General features: G+C 69.9%; 20 protein-coding genes. 10 read left to right on the top strand and 10 right to left on the bottom strand.

Going from position 1 to position 21,967, the window contains the following annotated elements; all coding sequences use genetic code 11:
- Window positions 1-15 precede the first annotated feature (15 nt).
- The 3 genes from ACFWBQ_RS20860 to ACFWBQ_RS20870 all read right to left on the bottom strand — a co-directional run bounded on the left by ACFWBQ_RS20860 (window position 16) and on the right by ACFWBQ_RS20870 (window position 2,479).
- Window positions 16-453 carry a DUF3574 domain-containing protein gene (locus ACFWBQ_RS20860; protein ID WP_385491079.1) on the bottom strand — a complete coding sequence of 146 codons (438 nt, stop codon included), beginning with the start codon at window positions 451-453 and terminating at the stop codon, window positions 16-18.
- 179 nt (window positions 454-632) lie between these two features.
- Entirely contained in the window at window positions 633-1,271 is a 639-nt protein-coding gene (locus ACFWBQ_RS20865) for a peptidase (protein ID WP_385490951.1), read from the bottom strand.
- A complete protein-coding gene (locus ACFWBQ_RS20870) occupies window positions 1,268-2,479 on the bottom strand; it encodes a pyridoxal phosphate-dependent aminotransferase (protein ID WP_385490953.1) in 1,212 nt (403 codons plus the stop codon). Before ACFWBQ_RS20870 ends, ACFWBQ_RS20865 begins: the two co-directional genes overlap by 4 nt.
- A gap of 87 nt (window positions 2,480-2,566) precedes the next feature.
- Between ACFWBQ_RS20870 and ACFWBQ_RS20875 the strand changes: the two genes are divergently transcribed.
- The 3 genes from ACFWBQ_RS20875 to ACFWBQ_RS20885 all read left to right on the top strand — a co-directional run bounded on the left by ACFWBQ_RS20875 (window position 2,567) and on the right by ACFWBQ_RS20885 (window position 4,519).
- Window positions 2,567-3,253, top strand: coding sequence for a winged helix-turn-helix transcriptional regulator (locus ACFWBQ_RS20875; protein ID WP_385490955.1), 687 nt, complete (start codon window positions 2,567-2,569; stop codon window positions 3,251-3,253).
- A gap of 63 nt (window positions 3,254-3,316) precedes the next feature.
- Window positions 3,317-3,811, top strand: coding sequence for a cupin domain-containing protein (locus tag ACFWBQ_RS20880; RefSeq protein ID WP_385490957.1), 495 nt, complete (start codon window positions 3,317-3,319; stop codon window positions 3,809-3,811).
- Between the two features lie 66 nt (window positions 3,812-3,877).
- Window positions 3,878-4,519, top strand: a complete 642-nt coding sequence (locus ACFWBQ_RS20885) for a uridine kinase (RefSeq protein WP_385490959.1) — start codon at window positions 3,878-3,880, stop codon at window positions 4,517-4,519.
- A gap of 35 nt (window positions 4,520-4,554) precedes the next feature.
- Here ACFWBQ_RS20885 and ACFWBQ_RS20890 read toward each other — a convergent pair whose 3' ends face one another.
- The 5 genes from ACFWBQ_RS20890 to ACFWBQ_RS20910 form a co-directional block, all read right to left on the bottom strand.
- Window positions 4,555-5,460: a carbohydrate kinase family protein gene (locus ACFWBQ_RS20890; protein WP_385490961.1), complete on the bottom strand. Its 906-nt coding sequence runs from the start codon at window positions 5,458-5,460 to the stop codon at window positions 4,555-4,557.
- Window positions 5,457-6,407: a pseudouridine-5'-phosphate glycosidase gene (locus ACFWBQ_RS20895; RefSeq protein ID WP_385490963.1), complete on the bottom strand. Its 951-nt coding sequence runs from the start codon at window positions 6,405-6,407 to the stop codon at window positions 5,457-5,459. Before ACFWBQ_RS20895 ends, ACFWBQ_RS20890 begins: the two co-directional genes overlap by 4 nt.
- A 115-nt stretch (window positions 6,408-6,522) precedes the next feature.
- Complete coding sequence (locus tag ACFWBQ_RS20900) at window positions 6,523-7,803, bottom strand: MFS transporter (RefSeq protein WP_385490967.1); 1,281 nt, start codon at window positions 7,801-7,803, stop codon at window positions 6,523-6,525.
- A gap of 85 nt (window positions 7,804-7,888) precedes the next feature.
- Window positions 7,889-8,434, bottom strand: coding sequence for a methylated-DNA--[protein]-cysteine S-methyltransferase (locus tag ACFWBQ_RS20905; protein ID WP_385490969.1), 546 nt, complete (start codon window positions 8,432-8,434; stop codon window positions 7,889-7,891).
- Between the two features lie 73 nt (window positions 8,435-8,507).
- The gene (locus ACFWBQ_RS20910) at window positions 8,508-9,380 is read right to left on the bottom strand and encodes a glycerophosphodiester phosphodiesterase (RefSeq protein ID WP_385490971.1); all 873 of its coding nucleotides are present in this window, start codon (window positions 9,378-9,380) and stop codon (window positions 8,508-8,510) included.
- 214 nt (window positions 9,381-9,594) lie between these two features.
- On the opposite strand from ACFWBQ_RS20910, the gene ACFWBQ_RS20915 reads away from it, so the two are divergent.
- From ACFWBQ_RS20915 to ACFWBQ_RS20935, 5 genes are all read left to right on the top strand, one after another.
- Window positions 9,595-10,467 carry an MHYT domain-containing protein gene (locus ACFWBQ_RS20915; protein WP_385490973.1) on the top strand — a complete coding sequence of 291 codons (873 nt, stop codon included), beginning with the start codon at window positions 9,595-9,597 and terminating at the stop codon, window positions 10,465-10,467.
- Window positions 10,468-10,506: 39 nt separating this feature from the next.
- Window positions 10,507-12,624 (top strand): excinuclease ABC subunit UvrB, encoded by a 2,118-nt coding sequence (gene uvrB / locus ACFWBQ_RS20920; RefSeq protein WP_385490975.1) that lies wholly within the window; start codon window positions 10,507-10,509, stop codon window positions 12,622-12,624.
- 132 nt (window positions 12,625-12,756) lie between these two features.
- Window positions 12,757-13,335 (top strand): TerD family protein, encoded by a 579-nt coding sequence (locus ACFWBQ_RS20925; protein WP_385490977.1) that lies wholly within the window; start codon window positions 12,757-12,759, stop codon window positions 13,333-13,335.
- Window positions 13,336-13,446: 111 nt separating this feature from the next.
- Window positions 13,447-15,387 carry a TerD family protein gene (locus ACFWBQ_RS20930; RefSeq protein ID WP_385490979.1) on the top strand — a complete coding sequence of 647 codons (1,941 nt, stop codon included), beginning with the start codon at window positions 13,447-13,449 and terminating at the stop codon, window positions 15,385-15,387.
- 262 nt (window positions 15,388-15,649) lie between these two features.
- Entirely contained in the window at window positions 15,650-16,657 is a 1,008-nt protein-coding gene (locus tag ACFWBQ_RS20935; protein WP_385490981.1) for a TerC family protein, read from the top strand.
- Between the two features lie 74 nt (window positions 16,658-16,731).
- Here the strand turns inward: ACFWBQ_RS20935 and ACFWBQ_RS20940 are convergent, their stop codons facing one another.
- Entirely contained in the window at window positions 16,732-17,388 is a 657-nt protein-coding gene (locus ACFWBQ_RS20940) for an MBL fold metallo-hydrolase (protein ID WP_385490984.1), read from the bottom strand.
- A 10-nt stretch (window positions 17,389-17,398) separates the two neighbouring features.
- A complete protein-coding gene (locus ACFWBQ_RS20945) occupies window positions 17,399-18,088 on the bottom strand; it encodes a maleylpyruvate isomerase family mycothiol-dependent enzyme (RefSeq protein WP_385490987.1) in 690 nt (229 codons plus the stop codon).
- A 174-nt stretch (window positions 18,089-18,262) separates the two neighbouring features.
- On the opposite strand from ACFWBQ_RS20945, the gene uvrA reads away from it, so the two are divergent.
- Both uvrA and ACFWBQ_RS20955 read left to right on the top strand, forming a co-directional pair.
- Window positions 18,263-21,283, top strand: a complete 3,021-nt coding sequence (uvrA, locus tag ACFWBQ_RS20950; RefSeq protein ID WP_385490990.1) for an excinuclease ABC subunit UvrA — start codon at window positions 18,263-18,265, stop codon at window positions 21,281-21,283.
- Between the two features lie 243 nt (window positions 21,284-21,526).
- Window positions 21,527-21,955 carry a Rieske (2Fe-2S) protein gene (locus ACFWBQ_RS20955; RefSeq protein WP_385490993.1) on the top strand — a complete coding sequence of 143 codons (429 nt, stop codon included), beginning with the start codon at window positions 21,527-21,529 and terminating at the stop codon, window positions 21,953-21,955.
- Window positions 21,956-21,967 lie beyond the last annotated feature (12 nt).

The raw sequence follows: 21,967 nt of genomic DNA on the forward strand, positions 1-21,967 counted from the left end.
CGAAGGGCCGGGGGTTCAGAAGTCGGCGAGGGTACGTTCGTCCAGCCGGGCCACCGAGTCCTGGGCGTAGGCCTTCGCGTACGCGGCGCGGATCTGCTCGATCTGCGGGTCGCGCAGGCGCGCTTCCGACGCCGGATAGAGCAGGATCAGCTCGTACGAACGCTCCCGCTCGATCATCCCGTTGGAGTCACGCCACTGCCCACGGCCGTCCTGGATCGTGAGGCCGCTCGGGAACCCCGGCGTGACATACCGGTCGATGAAGGCGAGGAACTGCGGGTCGGTCACATCCGTTCCGCCGTCGGGGCGTTCCGTACCGAAGAAGAGCCGGGTCTCCACGTAGTCCGCGCCCCGCACGGCAGCGGCCGGGGCCGTCGGTGGTGCCTCGCTGCCGAGTGCGGCGTACGCGATCGGCGCGCCCGTGGCGAGTACGGCGCACGTGACCACGCCCGCCATGAGGGTGGTGCGCCGCCCGGAGCGCTCGGGGCCCGGCTTCGGGCGGTTGCGCAGACACAGCAAGGTGATCTCCCACGGGGCGGTCGGATGCCGGAACGGCGCCCACCGTGACACGGGGCCGGCACGACGACACGGCAGGACACCGGGATCCGGGCCCTACCACCCGTAATGGTGAGGTGTTACAGCCCCGCCGAACCCGTTGTCCTACCGCCGGGCAGGGACACCCCGCGGCCGGCGAAGAAGCGTTCGAAGACCGGTAGCGGCAGCTCGGCCGCGCGTGTATCCGCTGTCGTCCCCGACGGGTTGTGGAAGTGCACACCCGACCCGTCCGTCGTGCGCGAGGTCAGCAGGACCAGGTGTCCGCCCCGCCCCGGAGCCGGCAGCTCCGGGTGGCGGATTCCGTAGTGCACGGACGCCATCACGCTTCTGCCGTCGTCCAGCAGCCCGAGGATTCCGGCGGGCGAGAGGTACCGGTGGACGACTGCGTCGAGGCCGTGCGCCTCGGTCACGTACTCGGCGAACGGGGCGTAGACCAGGCCCCGGATCATCCCCTGGGGATCCTCGGTGTACGCGCCGTACTTCAGGGCCCCGTCGCGCAGCGCGAACAGGGTCGGAGCGCCGGTGCCGAGTGCCATGCGCAGGCAGGTCATACCGCACAGATGGCCTGCCCAGCGCGCGTACTCGGCGGGTGAGGCGGCGCCCGAATCCGCCCAGCCGGGGTCCTCGGCCGGATCGAGCCCGCCCTCCACGATCGCCCCCACCAGGCCGGGCGACGCGAACTGCGTGTGGACGGGGGTCCGGCAGGTCGCACAGATCACTGGCGGTATCCGCTCAGGAAGCGGCCGATGCGGCTGATCGCCGCGTCGAGATCGTCGGCGTGCGGGAGGGTCAGGATCCGGAAGTGGTCGGGGCGCGGCCAGTTGAAGCCGGTGCCCTGCACCACCTGGATCTTCTCCCGGAGAAGAAGATCCAGGACGAACCGTTCGTCGTCGACGATGTTGTGCACCTTCGGGTCGATGCGCGGGAACGCGTACAGCGCGCCCTTCGGCTTCACGCACGACACCCCGGGGATCTCGTTCAGCCGCTCCCAGGCCCGGTTGCGCTGCTCATGGAGCCTGCCCCCGGGGGCGACGAGTTCCCGGATCGACTGGCGGCCGCCGAGCGCCGCCTGGATCGCGTACTGGGCAGGGGCGTTGGGGCACAGCCTCATGGAGGCGAGCATGGTGAGCCCCTCCAGGTAGTTGCGGGCGTGCTGCTGCGGTCCCGACACCACCATCCAGCCGGAGCGGAATCCAGCGACACGGTACGTCTTGGAGAGCCCGCTGAAGGTGAGGCAGAGCAGATCCGGGGCCAGGACCGCCACCGGGTGGTGCTCGGCGTCGTCGTACAGGATCTGGTCGTAGATCTCGTCGGCGAAGACCATCAGCCCGTGCCTGCGCGCCAGATCGAGCATGCCTTCGAGGACCTCGCGGGGGTAGACGGCACCCGTCGGATTGTTCGGATTGATGATCACCATGGCCCTGGTGCGGTCGGTGATCTTCGAGGCCATGTCGGCGAGGTCCGGATTCCAGTCCGCGGCCTCGTCGCAGGTGTAGTGCACGGCCTTGCCGCCCGCGAGTGTGGTGACGGCGGTCCACAGCGGGTAGTCGGGGCTCGGGATGAGGATCTCGTCGCCGTCCTCCAGGAGTGCCTGTACCGACATGGAGATCAGCTCGGAGACGCCGTTGCCGAGAAAGATGTCGTCGACGTCGACGTCGGACAGGCCCATGGCCTGATAGCGCTGTGCCACGGCCCGGCGCGCGGAGAGAATGCCGCGCGAGTCGGTGTAGCCATGCGCCTGAGGGAGCATCCGGATCATGTCCTGGACGATCTCCTCGGGGGCCTCGAACCCGAAGAGCGCCGGATTGCCCGTGTTGAGGCGGAGCACACTGTGGCCCGCTTCCTCGAGGGCGTTGGCCTGTTCGATGACCGGGCCCCGGATCTCGTAACAGACCTCGTTGAGCTTGCTGGACTGCCGGAACTCCATGCGGTGCCTCCCCGACCCTGAATTGCGATACTTGGTTTTACCAAGCTTGAGCTTGGAAAGTCCAACAACATGTCTAGACTGCGTCGCATGCCACGTCAGCAGCAGCCACCAACACGCCCCGCCCGTCGCCGGAGTTACGACCAGTTCTGTGCCACCGCCCGGGCCCTCGACTCCGTGGGCGACCGGTGGACGCTGCTGATTGTCCGTGAACTGCTGGCCGGCCCGCGCCGGTACACGGACCTGCACGCCGACCTGCCCGGAGTCAGCACGGACGTGCTTGCCTCCCGGCTCAAGGACATGGAGCAGGGCGGCCTGGCCGTGCGCCGCCGGCTTCCGCCACCCGCCGCCGCTTCGGTCTACGAACTGACCGAACACGGTCGCGGACTGCTCCCGGTCCTCACCGCCCTCGCCCGGTGGGGAACGCCCGCGCTCACCGAGCGCCGTCCCACCGACGCGGTCCGCGCCCACTGGTTCGCGCTGCCGCTGCTGCGCGCCATGGACGGGCTGAACCACGCGGGCGTCGTCGAAGTCAAGCTGGAGGAAGGGGAGTTCCACATCCGCACCGGCGGGGACACACGAGGGGAAGAGGCGTACGGGTACGGTCCCGCCCTGCACCCCGACGCCCGCATCGTGCTCGACGCCGAGCTCTGCCTCGCACTGGGGCGCGGCGAACTGACGCTGGCCGAGGCCGTCGCGGAGGGCCGGGCAGAGGTGCTCGGCGAGGGCCCGCTCGCCACCGAACTCCGCGGAGGACAACAGTCGCGCCACCGGTGACGGCAGCCCCACTCGCGCGTAGCGTGGATCGTTCATCTGATCCGGCGGGCGAGGGAGTTGGCCATGGGGTTCGACAGCAGGATCGGCACGAAGCAGCGGGGCACGCTGCGCAAGGTCATGCTCGTGGGCGCCTGTGTGGCGGCGCTCGGTCTCGTCCCGGCAGCTGCGGTCGCGACGCCCGGCAGCGGTGTGAGCGGCACCGTCGTCGCCAAGGGCACGTCCGAGGGCAAGCTGAAGGTGAAGACCCCCAAGGGCCCCACGGATGTGACCTTCCGGACCATCACCGTGGAACCGGGCGGCTCCACCGGCTGGCACACCCACCGAGGCCAGCTGATCGCGGTCGTCAAGTCAGGGACGCTGACCCGGACCCTCGACGACTGCTCGGTCGAGGTGACACCGGCGGGGACGTCGTTCATCGAACCGTCCGGGGCCGACCACCGGCACATCGGGCGCAACCTCGGTACGGAACCCGTGGTGCTGTGGGTGACCTATCTGCTTCCCCAGGGCAGCGAACTCTCCGACGACGCCGACGCGGTGGACTGCCCGGTGGAGAAGTAGGTCCGGCTCCGGGCGGGCGGGGCAACATCCATACGGAAGACGGTGCGGCCGGGTGATGATGGATACGTGCGATTTGAACCGATCACCTGGGAACGCCTGGCCGAAGCACTGGCCGCGCACGCCGATGAGCTGAAACCGGCCGACGGCGGGTCCTGGCTCAGAATCGGCGTCGACGGCGCTCCGGCCGCCCGCCCCGGCGAGCCCGCCGAACGCGTCGCCGAGGCACTGCGGGCGCGCGGCCGTGCGGTGCTCACCGTCTCCACCGGAGGGTTCCTGCGTCCGGCGAGTCTGCGCTACGAGTACGGCAAGGAGGACCCCGACTCGTACGCCGACAGCTGGTTCGACACCGGTGCGTTGTGGCGCGAGGTGTTCCGTCCGCTGGAGCCCGGCGGCAGCGGACGGGTGCTGCCCGACCTCTGGGACCCCGTGACGGACCTGGCCACCCGCAGCCCGTACCGCGTCCTGCCCGAGGGCGGGGTGCTGATCCTGCACGGACCGCTGCTCCTCGGGCACTGGTTCCCGTTCGACCTCGGCGTTCATCTGCGCCTCTCGCCGGGTGCGCTGCGACGGCGCACCCAGGAGAGCGAGCGGTGGACTCTGCCCGCCTTCGCGCGGTACGAGGACGAAGTGGCGCCCGCCGACCACGCGGACGCGGTGGTGCGGGCCGACGACCCGCACCACCCGGCCTGGACCGGCATCGGAGCGTGACGACGACCGACGGGGTCCGGGGCGCCCTCGCGTGACTAGCCCGGGCGCGGTCCAGGGCGACCGCCGACCGTCGCGACCGCTTCGGCCCCCGCCCGGCAGCCGGCCGCAGCTGCTACGGCATCGTCGGCCCCGGCGATGAGGGCGGCGAGGAAACCGCCGGTGAAGGCGTCCCCCGCGCCCGTGGAGTCGACGGGGTCCCGTACGGCCGGGGCGGGTACACGTGCGGTCACCGTGCCCCCGGCCGCCAGCACGACGCCCCGGTCCCCGAGGGTGACGGCGACCCGGCCGGCGTGACGGCTCAGCTTGGCGGCCGCGTCCGCCGGATCCGGCAGACCGGTCAGTTCTCGGGCCTCGTCCGCGTTGGGAAGCAGCAGGTCCACGCCCTCGACCAGGTCCAGGAAAGCGCCGGCGCCCAGCCCGGCGAGGAAGCCCGCCGATGCCGGGTCCACACTCACCGGGATGCCTCGTTGCCGGGCCTCCCGCAGGGCGAGCTGCGCCGTCGCGCGGCTCGTCGCCGCGAAGAGGAGATAGCCGGAGAGATGGAGCCGGGCGATGCCGTCGAGCATCGACGCCGACCAGTCGCCGGGGGAGAGGCGCAGGACTGCGCCGCTGTCGGTGAGGAAGGTGCGCTCGGCCGCGGCGTCGACCAGGGCCACCACCGTGCCGGTCGGCGCCTCCGCGTCCACGGCCAGCAGGGGTCGCACCCCCGCACGCTGCAGCACGTCCCGGTGCCAGGCCTCGGAATCGGATCCGGCCCGCGCCAGCAGACGCACGTCTCGGCAACCCGAACGCACCGCCCAGCACGCGACGTTGGCGCCTGCCCCGCCCGGCAGCGTGCTGATCCGCGCGGCCGTGTCCGTACCGTGGACCACGGCCGAGCCGTGCCGGACGACCACGTCGGTGACCACGTCGCCGACGACGAGAAGGCCGCCCTCGGTCACCGCGCCGCCACCGCAGCGATCCGCGCCGCCAGCTGCACGTTCCCGCGCACGGCGGCCAGATTCGCTTCCAGGGATGCTCCCTCGGTCTCCCGCATCAGGTAGTCCAGCAGGAACGGAGTGACGGCCTGCCCCACGATCCCGCGCTCCCGGCAGGCGTCCAGAGCCTGCGCGAGCACCCGGTCGTGCACCTCGGGGTCCAACTGCTCCTCCTCCGGTACGGGGTTGGCGACGATCAGCGCCGCGGCGGGACCACCGAGCTCCTCCCGGGCCCGCATCACGTCCGCGACCTCCTGCGGTGTGCGGACCGTCCAGTCGACGGGTTCGCCCGAACTGCTCAGGTAGAAGCCGGGGAAGTGCTCCGTGCCGTAACCGAGCACGCCGACGCCGAGCGTCTCGAGGCGCTGGAGCGTGGCCGGCACGTCCAGGATCGACTTCACGCCCGCGCAGACCACCGTGATGCCGGTCCGGGCGAGCAGGCGCAGATCCGCGGACTCGTCCTGTGTTTCCGTCCACTCCCGGTGTACGCCGCCGAGCCCTCCGGTCGCGAAGATTCTCAGGCCGGCCCGCGCCGCCAGGAAGGCGGTCGCGGACACGGTCGTCGCCCCGCTCGCCCCCAGGGCGAGTGCGGGCGCGAGGTCGCGGTGGCCCAGCTTCCGCATCGCCGGATCCCCGGCCACCCGCTCCAACCGGTCGGTGGTCAGACCTACATGGGCCCGGCCGTCGAGCACGGCGACCGTGGCGGGCACGGCCCCGGCCTTGCGTACGAGCTCCTCCAGCTCCTCCGCGACCTGGAGGTTGCGGGGGCGTGGCAGACCGTGGGCGATGATCGTCGACTCCAGGGCGACGACCGGGTGGTGTTCGGCGAGGGCGTCCCGGACCTCGGCGGAGAGCACGGGTGCGTGGCGGCCGGTTTCCTGCGACGTGGATGCCGATGGGTTCCGATGCATGCCCCATCTCTGTCGCAGGCACGGCGCCCGCAAACCCGGAGCGGGGAGCCGCCGACCGCTCAGGCCCTCCCGGACACCAGAGACCGCTCAGGCCTTCCCGGACACCAGAGACCGCTCAGGCCTTCCCGGACACCACGGACGGCCGGTTCAGCGCCCGGCGCAGGGCGAGCGCGGCCATCGGCAGCAGCAGACAGGCGGCGGTCATGTTCAGCCAGCCGTAACTCAGCCGGGAGACGATCACGCCGGCGACCGCGCCCCCGATGCCCGCCGCCGCATTCATGGTGAGGTCCGCGAGGCCCTGCACCGCGGCGCGGGCGGCCTGCGGTACGGAGTCGGTGAGCAGCGCCGAGCCGGCGACCAGACCGGCCGACCAGCCGAGGCCCAGGACGAACATGCCCACGGCTGTCCGGCCATGCCCTGCGCCCGACGTACCGGCCAGCAGCGCGGCGAAGCACAGCAGCCCGGCGGCCAGCCCGATGACGGACAGCCTCCCCACCCGGTCGGAGAGCCAGCCCATGACGGGGGAGAACGCGTACATGCCCGCGATGTGACCGCTGATGACCATGCCGATCAGCTGGATGTCCGCGCCGTGGTGCCCGAGATGGATCGGGGTCATGACCATGATCGAGACCATGGTGGTGTGCGACACCGCGATGGTCACCAGCGCCAGCCGGGCCATCGGGGAGGCGCGCATCGCCGCGATGCCCGCCCGCAGGGAGCGCCTCTCGGTGGCCCCGGTGTCCTGCGGGGCGAGCGCGCGGGCGGTGAGCAGCGGATCGGGGCGCAGCAGCAGGGCGACCGCAGCGCCGGTGAGCAGGAATAGGGCGGCGGCCCAGGCGAACGGCCCGGCCGTCTCGGGCACGGAGGTGCCCCGGAAGACGTGGCCGGCCGGTGCCGCGATGTTGGGGCCGAGCACCGAACCGATCGTGGTGGCCCAGATGACGGTGGAGATCGCCCGGCCGCGGCGGTCCGGCTCGGCCAGATCGGCTGCGGCGAACCTGGCCTGGAGGTTGGCCGACGAGCCGGCACCGAAACCGGCCATGCCCAGAAGCAGCAGCGGGAAGCTGCCCACCACGGCGGCGGTCACCACCAGGGACGCGCCCACTGCCCCGATCAGATAGGCCAGAACGAGTCCGGGGCGCCTGCCCCGCGAAGTCATCAGGGCGGCCAGGGGCAGTGACAGCAGCGCCGCACCCACCACCGAGGCGGTCGGGGCGAGCCCGGACAGTGCCTCGGAGCCGCTCACATCCGCCGCCAGGATCGGGGCCAGAGCGATACCGATTGCCACGCCGAGGCCGCCGAGTATCTGGCTGCCGATGAGTACGGCGGACGTCCTGCGCTGCAGCGCGGGCAGGTCCGCCGCCGTGAACCGGGAGGTGGGGAGGGCTGCTGTCACCGCCGAAGTGTGTCAGCTCGTACGCCGGTGCGGGGTCCGGTTTCCGGCACCCGGTGTGCCCGGGGTGGACTGCGCCGGACAATCCTCAGAACAGCGGCTGCGGAAGTATCCCCTCGAGTGCCAGCAGCTGCCGCTTGGTCTCCAGCCCGCCACCGAACCCGCCGAGCCCGCCGTCGCTCTCCACCACGCGGTGGCACGGCACCACCACCGGCAGGGGATTGGAGCCCATCGCGGCCCCGACGGCCTGGGCGGCGCCCGGCTGCCCCACCCGCCCGGCCAGGTCCCCGTAGCCGACGACCGTCCCGTACGGCACGCCGGCTGCCAGTTCGCGGAGCACCTCGCGGTTGAAACCGGAGGTCAGCGACCAGTCCAGGTCCAGCGAGAACGCGCGCAGCCCGCCCGCGAAATACGCCGCGAGCTGGCGCTCGGGCTCGGCGAGCCGCACGGAGCCGGGTGCCTGCACGGGCTCCGCGCCCAGCCGCGTCCTCATGCGCCCGAGCGCCTTGTCCCGGATCGCGGGGCGCGCGTGGAAGACCACGCTCACCAGACCCGTGCCGGTGGCGGCAAGCAGGAGCGGCCCGATGTCGCTCTGCACGACGGACCACTCCACGCTCTGCTCGTTGCTGTCCATGCGACCACCGTACGGCCCGCCACTGACAACGCCCGGCCACTGACAACGCCCGCCCCCGGCACTGCCGGATCCCTCAGCGGGTGGCGTCCCGCACGATGTCGGGGTTGTTGGTGATGATGCCGTCGACACCGAAGCCGGCCACCTTCGCCGCGTTCGCCGCGTCGTTGACCGTCCAGGTGTTCACCTGCAGCGGCTTGCCGTGCGCGCCCTTCAGCTTCTGGACCGCGGCGACGTAGTCGGCGCCGATCGTCGTGTGGCTCGGATTGATCTGGTCGGTGAACGCCGCGTACGACGGCAGATCGGCCACCGCGGGGGTGCCCAGGAAGCCGGTGATGACGTCGGGGCGCTGCGCGTGAACAGTTTTCACACTCTCTGCACCGAAGCTCTGGACGATCAGCCGGTGCTTGACGTGACCGCGGTCGAGCCACCCCTCCTTGCGCAGGATCCGCAGGGTCTCCTTCTCGATCCCCGGGTAGGTCTCCGGGCTCTTGATCTCCAGGAGGAGCTTCTGAGAGTTGCGCTCGACACGGTGCAGATACTGCGTGAGCGTCGGCACCCGGGCCCCCGCGTACTGCGTACCGAACCAGCTGCCCGCGTCCAGTTCCGCGATCTCGGCAGCGGTGAAGTCCTTGACCGCCCAGGGGGCACGGCCGGGGAAAATCTGCTCGGCGTCGGTGGTCCGCCCGAGGGTGGTGTCGTGCACGACGACCAGCACACCGTCCTCGGTGAGCTGCACATCGTTCTCCACCCAGTCGATGCCGAGGCCGTCGGCCGCGTCCACGGCCGCGAGGGTGTTCTCCGGGGCGTAGGCGGAAGCGCCGCGGTGAGCGAAGACGACCGGGCTGTCATTCGCGCCCGCGGCCTGTGCCTGGGTGGCGGGCAGCAGTACGCAGCCGCCGAGCAGAGCGGCGACAGCGGTGGAGGCGGTTGCGGTGCGTACGGACACGTGTACTCCTCGCGTCGGGGTGTGGGCATGCAGAGACTTGCAGTCGGTACCCAACGGACGACAGGGCGGCGATGGCCACAATGTGAACGGATTGTTCGGTACCGGATCGTGGACCGGCTCCGGGGCGGATAAAATGCCTCTCCTATGTTTGCCTGCCGGGCCTTGCCCTCTAGGGTCACCCCCGAACCCGGGCTTCCGCGAAGGGCGTACCAGCATGCAGGGCACAGTTGATGGTTTCAGTTACGGCCTCGTGACCCCGGTCGCGGCATTCCTCATGGCATGCCTCGGCGCGGCTCTCGGGCTGCGCTGCACCACGCGGTCCTTGCGCACCGAACGCTCCTTCAAGGCCGGCTGGCTGGCTCTGGGCGCGACCTCCATAGGTTCCGGCATCTGGACGATGCACTTCGTGGCGATGCTGGGCTTCTCCGTCGAGGAGACACCGGTCGGCTACGACAGGCCGCTCACCTTCGCGAGTCTCGCCGTGGCGATCGTGATGGTCGGCATCGGCATCTTCATCGTCGGCTACCGGGGCGCGACCCGCATGGCGCTGGTCACGGGCGGCACCATCACCGGCCTCGGCGTGGCCTCCATGCACTACCTCGGCATGGCCGGAATGCGGTTCGACGGACAGTTCGCGTACGACACGGTCACCGTCTCGCTCTCCGTCGTCATCGCCGTGGTGGCCGCGACCGCCGCGCTGTGGGCCGCCGTCTCCATCCACGGTTTCCTGCCCAGCCTCGGCGCGAGCATCGTGATGGCCGTCGCCGTGAGCGGAATGCACTACACGGGCATGGCCGCGCTCAGCGTGCATCTGCACCCGGCCGTGGCGCAGGGGGCGGCGGCCGGTGACACGCCTGCCTCTCTGCTCATGCCGATGCTGATAGGGCCGGGCTGCTTCCTGCTCCTCGCCGGGGCGGTCGTGATGTTCGATCCGCTGGTGGTGATGGGCACTCCCGACGAGGCGGACCGCCGCCGCGGTGACCGCCCGCGGAGTACCGGTCAGGTTTCCGGCATCCCCGTCCAGCGGCGTCACACCTCGTACGGCACGGAGGCCCGCAGGGAGTACCGGCAGCCGCGGAATCGCTGATCCGGCGCCGTTGTCAGTGGCGGGTCGTACGGTGGTTGCATGCGGCCCGTTTCGAAGATCGAACGTTCGATGGCGCCTTTCGAGGTCATCAGTCCCTACCAGCCCAGCGGTGACCAGCCCGCGGCCATCGCCGAGCTGGAGCGGCGTATCCGCGCCGCCGAGAAGGACGTGGTCCTGCTCGGTGCGACCGGCACCGGCAAGTCGGCGACGACCGCGTGGATGATCGAGAAGCTGCAGCGCCCCACCCTGGTGATGGCACCCAACAAGACGCTCGCCGCCCAGCTGGCCAACGAGTTCCGCGAGCTCCTTCCGAACAACGCCGTCGAGTACTTCGTCTCGTACTACGACTACTACCAGCCCGAGGCGTACGTCCCGCAGTCGGACACCTACATCGAGAAGGACTCCTCGATCAACGAGGAGGTCGAGCGGCTGCGTCACTCCGCCACGAACTCACTGCTGACCCGGCGCGACGTCGTCGTGGTCGCCTCCGTCTCCTGCATCTACGGCCTCGGCACACCGCAGGAGTACGTGGACCGGATGGTCCAGCTCAAGGTCGGCGACGAGATCGACCGCGACCAGCTGCTGCGCCGCTTCGTCGAGATCCAGTACACCCGCAACGACCTGGCGTTCGCCCGTGGCACCTTCCGGGTGCGCGGCGACACCATCGAGATCTTCCCGGTGTACGAGGAGCTCGCCGTCCGGATCGAGATGTTCGGCGACGAGATCGAGGCGCTCTCCACCCTGCACCCGCTCACCGGCGAGGTCATCAGCGAGGACGAGTCGCTCCATGTCTTTCCCGCCAGCCACTACGTGGCGGGACCCGAGCGCATGGAGAAGGCGGTCGGCGGCATCGAGACGGAGCTGCAGCAGCGCCTCGCCGAGCTGGAGAAACAGGGCAAGATGCTGGAGGCCCAGCGGCTGCGCATGCGCACGACGTACGACATCGAGATGCTCCGCCAGATCGGCACCTGCTCCGGCGTGGAGAACTACTCGATGCACTTCGACGGCCGTGATCCGGGCACTGCGCCCAACACCCTTCTCGACTACTTCCCGGAGGACTTCCTCCTCGTCCTGGACGAGTCGCACGTCACGGTGCCGCAGATCGGTGCGATGTACGAGGGCGACGCCTCCCGGAAGCGGACTCTCGTCGACCACGGCTTCCGGCTGCCCTCCGCCCTGGACAACCGCCCGCTGAAATGGGAGGAGTTCCTGGGCCGGATCGACCAGACCGTCTATCTGTCCGCCACCCCGGGGAAGTACGAGCTCTCCCGGGGCGACGGTTTCGTCGAGCAGATCATCCGGCCCACCGGGCTCGTCGACCCCGAGGTCGTCGTCAAGCCCACCGAGGGCCAGATCGACGACCTGGTGCACGAGATCCGCAAGCGGACCGAGAAGGACGAGAGGGTCCTGGTCACCACCCTCACCAAGAAGATGTCCGAGGACCTCACCGACTACTTCCTCGAGCTCGGCATCCAGGTCCGCTACCTCCACAGCGACGTCGACACGCTGCGCCGCATCGAGCTGCTGCGCGAACTGCGCTCCGGCGAGTACGACGTCCTGGTCGGAATCAACCTGCTGCGTGAGGGACTCGACCTTCCCGAGGTGTCGCTCGTGGCGATCCTCGACGCCGACAAGCAGGGCTTCCTGCGGTCCGGCACGTCGCTGATCCAGACCATCGGACGTGCCGCCCGTAACGTCTCGGGGCAGGTCCATATGTACGCCGACAAGATCACCCCGGCGATGGAGCAGGCCATCGACGAGACCAACCGCCGCCGTGAGAAGCAGATCGCCTACAACACCGAGCGGGGAGTCGACCCGCAGCCGCTCCGCAAGAAGATCAACGACATCGTCGCGTCCATCGCCCGCGAGGAGGTCGACACCGAGCAGCTGCTCGGCAGCGGCTACCGGCAGTCGAAGGGGGCCAAGGCCCCCGTGCCCGCGCTCGGCGGAAAGGCCGCAGCCGGCAAGGCCAAGGGGAATGGTGCGGTGGTCACCGACCGGCCTGCCACGGAGCTCGCCGGAATCATCGAGGAAATGACGGACCGGATGCGGGCAGCCGCCGCCGACCTGCAGTTCGAGGTGGCCGCCCGACTGCGCGACGAGGTGGGCGAGTTGAAGAAGGAGCTGCGACAGATGAGAGAAGCGGGACTGGCCTGACCGGCGTGCACCGGGTGTGTTGCAAGAACGACACAAAAACGGCCCTTACCTGCTTCTGTCCTGAGCGGACTGCGTAGGGTGCGGGGAAACCGCACACGGACGGTTGCGGGGCAAGCGGAGAGGGGACAGCGCGTGACGGTCAATATGACCAAGGGTCAGGCCATCAGCCTGCAGAAGAGCGACGGGGGGACCCTGACCGCGGTACGGATGGGGCTCGGCTGGCAGGCGGCTCCGCGTCGCGGTCTGTTCGGCTCGCGCACCCGGGAGATCGACCTGGACGCCTCGGCGGTGCTCTTCGCCGACAAGCAGCCCGTGGACGTCGTGTTCTTCCGCCACCTCGTCAGCGACGACGGCTCGGTCAAGCACACCGGCGACAACCTGGTCGGCGGCGCCGGCTCGGGGGGCGACGACGAAGCGATCCTGGTCGACCTGCAGCGGATCCCGGTCCACATCGACCAGATCGTCTTCACGGTGAACTCCTTCACCGGCCAGACGTTCCAGGAAGTACAGAACGCCTTCTGCCGCATCGTCGACGAGACGAACGGCCAGGAGCTCGCCCGCTACACGCTCGACGGCGGCGGCCAGTACACGGCTCAGATCATGGCCAAGGTGCACCGATCGGGCGGCGGATGGCAGATGACCGCCCTCGGCAACCCGGCGAACGGCCGGACCTTCCAGGACCTGATGCCGTCCATCCTGCCGCACCTGTAGACAGGAACGGACTGCGGTCCGACGTCAGTACGAGCAGCTCCCGGAGGCATCTCGCCGCCGGGAGCTGCGCCCATGGCAGGGCACTACACCGAACGTCGAGGGGACAGGGCAATGACGGCCGAGCTGGTCCGGGGGCAGAACCACACCTTGCCCCAGACCCGTCTGGAGATCAGGGTGTCGGCGGGCTCGCCCGTCGTGGCCGGTGCCACGCTCGGGGACGAGCAGGGCACGGTGCATGGCGTCGAATGGATCGCCCATCCCGGATCGCCCCAGCTGCCCGGACTCGAGGTCTCCAGGCAGGCCGCGGCCGATCACCGGCTCGCAGTCGACCTGGAGGCACTTCCCGACGCGGTGCACCGCGTCACCGTGCTCCTGGCCCTGCCCTTGGGGGCGGGCAGGCCCGTCAGGTTCGGTGCGGTCGCCGCGCCGTTCGTCGCCGTCACCGGACTCGACGGCACCGAGATCGCCACCTTCACCCTCACGGGCCTGGACGCCGAGTCCGCCGTGACGGCACTGGAGCTCTACCGCCGGCAGGGTGTCTGGAAGGTCCGTGCCGTCGGCCAGGGATATGCCGCCGGGCTTGCCGAGATGCTCGCCGATCAGGGCCTGGCTCAGGCCGCGGAGCTGGCAGCCTCGATACAGGAGGCGGTCGCCTCCGGCCTTGCCCGTTCCGTGACACCCCCGCAGCCCCGCACCGCGGACGGCGAGCGCGTGCGTCACCCGGCCGGCCCGGTTCCGTCCACGGGCGGCGGTCAGCCTCCCACCCGGGGTTCCGAGCCCGCCGGTGAACCTTCCGCGCCGCTGGCCGCCGACCCCACGACCGGCAGCCCGATCGACTACGCGCACCCGCGCCGCCAGACCACCGCGCCGCCCCCGCCCCCTCCGACGGCCCCGCCCGCCGCGCCGGGACAGCCCGCGCAGCCTGTCGCCGGTGACGCCACCGGGTGGTCCATGGACGAGCGCCTCTACAACCAGATCTGGGGCATGTTCGAGGACCTGGCCCGGGCCACCGCCGCCTATCGCAGCGCCGTCGACTTCGCCGAGTCCCGGATGGACCAGGAGCTCGACAGGGCCCTGTCCGACCCGCGCAGCCGCATCGGCGGCACCGGTGACCGGGCTCGCGAGGAGGCGCGGGCCAAACGCGACGAGCTGACCGCGCGGGCGCGCGAGGCCCTGGACCGCGATCTCGCCCAGCTGGCCGCCGAGTCCGACGTCGTCGAGCCCGCGCTCCCCGCCGCGTACGCGGGCTGGGGCAACCCCGTCTGGCACGCCTACCGCGTGCCGATGGAGATTCCGATGGCGCTGCGGATAGGCGACCTCCACCTGCCCGAGCGCACCGACCTGCGCATCCCGCTGCTGGTGCGGCTGCCTCTGGAGCGCGGGATCTGGGTCGACAGCGGCCGTACGGCGTCCGAGGCCGCCGCTCTGACGGACAGCGACCAGTTGCGCCGTCTGGCTGTCGAAACCGCGGTCGCCCTGGCCGCCCGGATGCTCGCTGTCTATCCGGCGGACGAGTTCTCGGTGCACGTCATCGACCCGGCAGGCTCCGCCGCCGGTGCGCTGGCGCCCCTGGCCGGCTCCGGGGTTCTCGCGGGGCCGCCGGCCGCCGGTGCCGGGGGAGTGGCCTCGGTACTCGCCCGCCTGACGCGACGCGTCGACCTCGTGCAGATGGCGATCAGGGCCGGTGCCGCCGACTCGCTCCCGCCGGACCTGGACACGGGCGAGCAGCTGCTGATCGTCAATGACTTCCCGCACGGTTTCGATGACCGGGCCGTCACACAGTTGCGCTATCTGGCCGACGAGGGCCCCGCGGTGGGAGTGCATCTGCTGATGGTGGCCGACCGCGAGGACGCACGTGCCTACGGTCCGGTACTCGATCCGCTGTGGCGGTCGCTGCTGCGGATCACCCCCGTCGCCGATGACCATCTCGCCGACCCGTGGGTGGGCCACGCCTGGACGTACGAGCCACTGAGGCCGCCGCAGGGAAGCCGCGTCCTGGAGCAGGTTCTCGCGCTGGTGGCAGCCGCGCGGCGTACTACCGGCTATCGCTGAGCAACGGGCGCCGAGGGGGACCAGGAAAGCAGCCTGACCAGCTGTTTTGATGCTTCCTTGCCTGCGGCTTTACCTTTTCTTGGGAGTTCCTGTACTGTTCTTTGGGCGGAGGGGAGTACTCCCGATCGCGACGTTCCCGTCAGTACGGACTGTGACCGGTCCCGGGGCGTCGGCCCCGTGCGCAACCCGCGCACCCTGGGTGGAAGAGACCTCCGGCAGCGACGACGCTGATCTATAGCCGTAGCGAACTGCCGGAGGCGCAGTGGACGTTTCATGGACCCTTTGGGTGCTGACCATTATTGGTCTGGCCGCCCTGATCGCCGTCGACTTCTTCATCGGGCGCAAGCCTCATGACGTGTCGACCAAAGAAGCCGGAATCTGGACCGTCGTCTGGATCGCCCTGGCCGCGCTCTTCGGGCTCGGCCTGCTGATCTTCGGCGAGAGCCAGGCCTCGGGCGAGTTCTTCGCCGGCTTCATCACCGAGAAGTCGCTCAGCGTCGACAACCTCTTTGTCTTCGTCCTGATCATGGCGAAGTTCTCGGTGCCCTCACACCTCCAGCAGCGGGTGCTGCTCGTCGGTGTGCTGATTGCCCTGGTGCTCCGAGCGATCTTCATCGCCGCCGGTGCCGCGGTCATCGCCAACTTCTCGTGGGTCTTCTACATCTTCGGTGCGTTCCTGATCTACACCGCCTGGAAGCTCATCCAGGAGGCGCGGGCCGACGAGGAGGAAGAGGAGTTCGAGGAGAACCGTCTCCTGAAGTCGATCGAGCACCGCTTCGGTGTCGCCGACAAGTACCACGGGACCAAGCTCTTCATCCGCAACAACGGCAAGCGCGTCATGACCCCGCTCATGGTGGTCATGCTCGCCATCGGCACCACCGATGTGCTGTTCGCGCTGGACTCCATCCCCGCGATCTTCGGCCTGACCCAGGACCCGTACATCGTCTTCACCGCCAACGCGTTCGCTCTGATGGGCCTGCGTCAGCTGTACTTCCTCATCGGCGGTCTGCTGAAGAAGCTGGTCCACCTCAGCTACGGGCTCTCGGTGATCCTCGGCTTCATCGGCGTCAAGCTGGTGCTGCACGCACTGCACGAGTCCGGGGTGCACGTGCCCGAGATCTCCATCCCGTTCTCCCTCTCCGTCATCTGCGGCGTCCTGGTGATCACGACGATCACCAGCCTGATCGCCAACAAGAAGACGGCGGCGGCGGAGGCCGAGCAGGCGAAGGCGTCCGACGAGGAGAGCAAGAGCATCGGCGCCCAGAAGTAGCCCAGAAGTAGCCCAGAAGTAGAACCAGCGCACGAATCGGCGGCCGGGGCCAACAGGCACCCGGCCGCCGGTGTTCACCAGCCGCGCTCGCGCCACTCCGGCAGCCGGGGCCGCTCGGCGCCGAGCGTGGTGTCGTGTCCGTGACCCGGATAGACCCAGGTCTCGTCCGGCAGCGGGTCGAAGAGCTTGGTCTCCACATCGTGGAGCAGGCTCGCGAACGCCTCCGCGTCCTTGCCCGTATTGCCGACCCCGCCGGGGAAGAGGCAGTCCCCCGTGAACAGATGGGGCGCCCCGTGCGGGTCGTCGTAGACCAGTGCGATCGAGCCCGGGGTGTGGCCGACCAGATGGCGGGCGGTCAGCGCGACCGCGCCCACCCGGATCGTGTCAGCGTCCTCGACGAGCACATCGGTGGGGACCGGAATGCCCTCGGCGTCGTACCGTCCCGCGTACGTTCGTGCCCCGGTGGCTGCCACCACCTCGCCCAGTGCCTGCCAGTGGTCGCCGTGCCGGTGTGTCGTGACGACGGAGGTGATGCCGTCCTCGCCGATCAGCCGCAGCAGGGTTCCGGCCTCGTTCGCCGCGTCGATCAGGAGTTGCTCACCTGTGGCCCGGCAGCGCAGCAGATAAGCGTTGTTGTTCATGGGGCCGACAGCGACCTTGGAGATCATCAGATCCGTCAGCTCGTGCACATTTGCAGGTCCGCCGACCTTGACCGCTCCGCTGTACGTCATACATCTCAGCCTATAGCGGGGGCAGTGCGGGAAGGGGGCCGCCTTCCGCGGTGAGCCCGGAGCCGTCGCGACGCCCGCAGAGCCAGCCCAGGAGGTCGGGCGCGCTGCCCCGGACCACGACCGGTCCGATGTCTGCGCCCCCGCCCGTGGTCCAGAGGCGGCCGTCCTCGGCCACCGCTGTCGTGGGAGCCACATCGGGATGCCCGGCGAACCGCTCCGCCAGGAAGTCGTTCTCCCGGATCACGAACTCCTCCGGAAGATCCTCCAGCTCGTAGCCGATCCCCAGGTCGACATGGTGCAGCTCGACCTCGACCCAGCGGCGGAAGGGGACCCGGGAGGCGGAGTCCGTCACGCCGTTACGCATCGTGATCGTGCGGGACCAGTCGGCAGGCGCCGCGGCCGCGGCCAGGAAGCCGTCCCCGCTGCCGCGCAGGTCGGCGAGCTGCTCGGCGAGGGGCCGGGGCGCATCGCGGTCGATGTCGAGGTCCCGGGTTTCGCTGCTCGCGTACATGGGGCGGCCCTGGAGAACATTTACGAGGGCGTCGGCGTTACGTGACAGGTGGGCGAGGACATGTCCTCTGCTCCAGCCCGGCAGCCGTGACGGCTCGGCGACGGCGGCGTTGTCCAGTTCGCCCGTCGCGCTGAGGAGCCGTTCGGTCGCTTCACGTACAGCGTCCAGGTCGTGCACATGATCAATCATGAGGCCGAGCCTAGCCTCGCCACTCATTCGGGTGAAGGAGTCATCAGTCGTCCGTAAATCGAATGCGCGTGCTATACGCTCGGAGTCGAAACTTCCTACATCGCTGTGGCGCCCCCCATACCCTGGGACAGGGGCTCAGTTCCCCCACTTCTCTCCAGAAAGGTGCGGACCGGCGTGGCCGACCGTCTCATCGTCCGTGGCGCGCGCGAGCACAACCTGAAGAACGTCTCGCTCGACCTCCCCCGTGACTCCCTCATCGTCTTCACCGGGCTCTCCGGGTCGGGCAAGTCCTCGCTCGCGTTCGACACGATTTTCGCCGAGGGTCAGCGGCGCTACGTGGAGTCGCTCTCCTCGTACGCCCGGCAGTTCCTCGGCCAGATGGACAAGCCGGACGTCGACTTCATCGAAGGTCTGTCGCCCGCCGTCTCCATCGACCAGAAGTCGACCTCGCGCAACCCGCGCTCGACGGTCGGCACCATCACCGAGGTCTACGACTACCTCCGGCTGCTTTTCGCCAGGATCGGCAAGCCGCACTGCCCCGAGTGCAGCAGGCCCATCTCCCGCCAGTCGCCCCAGGCCGTCGTCGACAAGGTCCTCGGTCTGCCCGAGGGCAGCCGCTTCCAGGTGCTCTCCCCGTTGGTGCGCGAGCGCAAGGGCGAGTTCGTCGACCTCTTCGCCGATCTCCAGACCAAGGGCTACAGCAGGGCCAGGGTCGACGGCGCGACGATCCAGCTCTCCGAGCCGCCCACGCTGAAGAAGCAGGAGAAGCACACCATCGAGGTGGTCATCGACCGCCTCACGGTGAAGGACAGCGCCAAGCGCCGGCTGACCGACTCGGTCGAGACCGCGCTCGGCCTCTCCGGCGGCATGGTCGTACTCGACTTCGTCGACATCCCCGAGGGCGACCCCGAGCGTGAGCGGATGTTCTCCGAGCACCTCTACTGCCCGTACGACGACCTGTCCTTCGAGGAGCTCGAGCCCCGCTCCTTCTCCTTCAACTCCCCCTTCGGCGCCTGCCCGGACTGCACGGGCATCGGTACGCGCATGGAGGTCGACGCGGAGCTGATCGTCCCGGACGAGGACAAGTCGCTCGACGAGGGCGCGATCCACCCCTGGTCGCACGGCCACACCAAGGAGTACTTCGGGCGGCAGATCAACGCGCTCGCCGAAGCGCTCGGCTTCCGTACGGACATCCCCTGGGCGGGGCTGCCGCAGCGCGCCAAGAAGGCTCTGCTGCACGGCCACAAGATCCAGACCGAGGTCCGCTACCGCAACCGGTACGGGCGTGAGCGGGCCTACACCACCCCCGCCTTCGAGGGTGCGGTGCAGTTCGTCAAGCGGCGGCACTCCGAGGCCGAGAGCGACTCCAGCCGGGAGCGCTTCGAGGGCTACATGCGTGAGGTGCACTGCCCGACCTGCGAGGGCACCAGGCTCAAGCCGATCGTCCTCGCGGTGACGGTGATGGAGAAGTCCATCGCCCAGGTCGCCGCAATGTCCATCAGCGAGTGCGCCGAGTTCCTCGGCCGGATGAAGCTGAACGCCCGCGACAAGAAGATCGCCGAGCGGGTGCTCAAGGAGGTCAACGAGCGGCTGAAGTTCCTGGTCGACGTGGGCCTGGACTACCTCTCGCTGAACCGCGCGGCCGGCACCCTGTCCGGCGGCGAGGCACAGCGCATCCGGCTCGCCACCCAGATCGGCTCCGGACTCGTCGGCGTGCTGTACGTGCTGGACGAGCCGTCCATCGGCCTGCACCAGCGCGACAACCACCGGCTGATCGAGACCCTGGTCCGGCTCCGTGACATGGGTAACACGCTCATCGTCGTCGAGCACGACGAGGACACCATCAAGGTGGCCGACTGGGTCGTCGACATCGGCCCCGGCGCCGGCGAGCACGGCGGCAAGGTGGTCCACTCCGGATCGCTCAAGGAGCTGCTGGCCAACGACAAGTCGATCACCGGCCAGTACCTGACCGGCAAGAAGTCGATCGCGATGCCCGACATCAGGCGTCCCGTCGACCCCTCGCGCCTGCTCACGGTGCACGGCGCCCGGGAGAACAACCTCCAGGACATCGACGTGTCCTTCCCGCTGGGTGTCCTCACGGCGGTCACGGGTGTCTCCGGTTCCGGAAAGTCGACCCTGGTCAACGACATCCTGTACACCCACCTGGCCCGCGAGCTCAACGGGGCCAAGTCGGTCCCCGGCCGGCACACCCGGGTCGAGGGCGACGACCTCGTCGACAAGGTGGTGCACGTCGACCAGTCGCCGATCGGCCGTACGCCCCGGTCCAACCCGGCCACGTACACCGGAGTCTTCGACCATGTCCGCCGGCTGTTCGCCGAGACGATGGAGGCGAAGGTGCGCGGTTATCTACCGGGCCGCTTCTCCTTCAACGTCAAGGGCGGCCGCTGCGAGAACTGCTCCGGCGACGGCACGATCAAGATCGAGATGAACTTCCTGCCCGACGTGTACGTCCCGTGCGAGGTCTGCCACGGTGCGCGGTACAACCGGGAGACGCTGGAGGTCCACTACAAGGGCAAGTCCATCGCCGAGGTGCTGGACATGCCGATCGAGGAGGGCCTGGAGTTCTTCGAGGCCGTCCCGACGATCGCCCGTCACCTCCGTACGCTCAACGAGGTGGGCCTCGGATACGTCAGGCTCGGTCAGTCCGCGCCGACGCTCTCCGGCGGTGAGGCACAGCGGGTGAAGCTGGCGAGCGAGCTGCAGAAGCGCTCCACCGGCCGCACGGTCTACGTCCTGGACGAGCCGACGACCGGTCTGCACTTCGAGGACATCAGCAAGCTCATCACGGTGCTCTCCGGGCTGGTCGACAAGGGCAACTCGGTGATCGTGATCGAGCACAACCTCGATGTCATCAAGACCGCCGACTGGGTCATCGACATGGGTCCCGAGGGCGGCAACGGCGGCGGCCTGGTCATCGCCGAAGGTACCCCGGAGCATGTGGCCTCGGTGCCGGCCAGCCATACCGGGAAGTTCCTCCAGTCGGTCCTGGGCGCGGACCGGATCAATGAGGCCACCGTGCCTGCCGCCCGCAAGCCGGTCCGCAGGGCGGCCGCCAAGAAGGCGGTCGCCGCGAAGACGGCCCCGGCCCGCAGGACGGCCACGGCCAGGACGGCCAAGAAGGCCGCGGCCGAGGAGCCCGCACCCAAGAAGGCCACCCGCGCGCGGAAGGCCTGACCGACACCGTTCACCGAGGCGGCACCCGGCACCCCGGGGGCCGCCCCGGTGCTGTCCGGGCCCGCCCGGTCCCGGCCCGCCGCCCGTGGACGGGGCGGGGCCGGTCGAAGGAGCGGCGTTCTCCGTCGGTATCGTCGGGTCTGTCGCCGATGCCTTCAGGTGCGGCCTGTGCCCGATGTCCGTGGGCATCCGGTGCCCGGGCGGGAACGGCGGCTCTCTGTCCCCCCGACCCGTGGAGACCGCATGTCCGGCCTGCCCGCCGCCCGCCGTACCGTACTGAAGGGCGCCGCTCTCGCCGGTGCCGCCGGGCTCGGAGTGGCCGCCTGCTCGACCGAATCGAAGCTCGGCCACGCTCAGACGCCGACGCCCACCGCACCCGTCGAGCTCGGCGCTGCGGACGAGGTACCGGTCGGCGGGGCGAAGCTCTACCGGGAGCAGCGGCTCGTCGTGAGCTGCCCGGCGAAGGGCCAGTACAAGGCGTTCAGCGCCCAGTGCACCCACGCGGGCTGTCTCCTGGACAAGGTCGAGGGCAACGAGGGCAACTGCCCGTGCCACGGCAGCCGGTTCGACATGACGACCGGCAAGGCGCTGCACGGCCCGGCCACTGTGCCGCTGCCCGCCGTCCCGGTGAAGGTCGAGGGCGGAAAGCTCGTCGCGGGCCCCGAGGCCTGACCGGAAGCGGTG

It is taken from the genome of Streptomyces sp. NPDC060035 (genome assembly GCF_042736635.1).
Taxonomy (GTDB): Bacteria; Actinomycetota; Actinomycetes; order Streptomycetales; family Streptomycetaceae; genus Streptomyces.

What these genes read in the sequence shown, in the direction of transcription:
- ACFWBQ_RS20945 (WP_385490987.1), bottom strand. Translation starts at nt 18,088, where the DNA reads ATGATTGATCATGTGCACGACCTGGACGCTGTACGTGAAGCGACCGAA.
- ACFWBQ_RS20870 (WP_385490953.1), bottom strand. Translation starts at nt 2,479, where the DNA reads ATGGAGTTCCGGCAGTCCAGCAAGCTCAACGAGGTCTGTTACGAGATC.
- ACFWBQ_RS20860 (WP_385491079.1), bottom strand. Translation starts at nt 453, where the DNA reads ATGGCGGGCGTGGTCACGTGCGCCGTACTCGCCACGGGCGCGCCGATC.
- ACFWBQ_RS20940 (WP_385490984.1), bottom strand. Translation starts at nt 17,388, where the DNA reads ATGACGTACAGCGGAGCGGTCAAGGTCGGCGGACCTGCAAATGTGCAC.
- ACFWBQ_RS20930 (WP_385490979.1), top strand. Translation starts at nt 13,447, where the DNA reads ATGACGGCCGAGCTGGTCCGGGGGCAGAACCACACCTTGCCCCAGACC.
- ACFWBQ_RS20915 (WP_385490973.1), top strand. Translation starts at nt 9,595, where the DNA reads ATGCAGGGCACAGTTGATGGTTTCAGTTACGGCCTCGTGACCCCGGTC.
- ACFWBQ_RS20875 (WP_385490955.1), top strand. Translation starts at nt 2,567, where the DNA reads ATGCCACGTCAGCAGCAGCCACCAACACGCCCCGCCCGTCGCCGGAGT.
- ACFWBQ_RS20905 (WP_385490969.1), bottom strand. Translation starts at nt 8,434, where the DNA reads ATGGACAGCAACGAGCAGAGCGTGGAGTGGTCCGTCGTGCAGAGCGAC.
- uvrB (WP_385490975.1), top strand. Translation starts at nt 10,507, where the DNA reads ATGCGGCCCGTTTCGAAGATCGAACGTTCGATGGCGCCTTTCGAGGTC.
- ACFWBQ_RS20895 (WP_385490963.1), bottom strand. Translation starts at nt 6,407, where the DNA reads ATGCATCGGAACCCATCGGCATCCACGTCGCAGGAAACCGGCCGCCAC.
- ACFWBQ_RS20880 (WP_385490957.1), top strand. Translation starts at nt 3,317, where the DNA reads ATGGGGTTCGACAGCAGGATCGGCACGAAGCAGCGGGGCACGCTGCGC.
- ACFWBQ_RS20955 (WP_385490993.1), top strand. Translation starts at nt 21,527, where the DNA reads ATGTCCGGCCTGCCCGCCGCCCGCCGTACCGTACTGAAGGGCGCCGCT.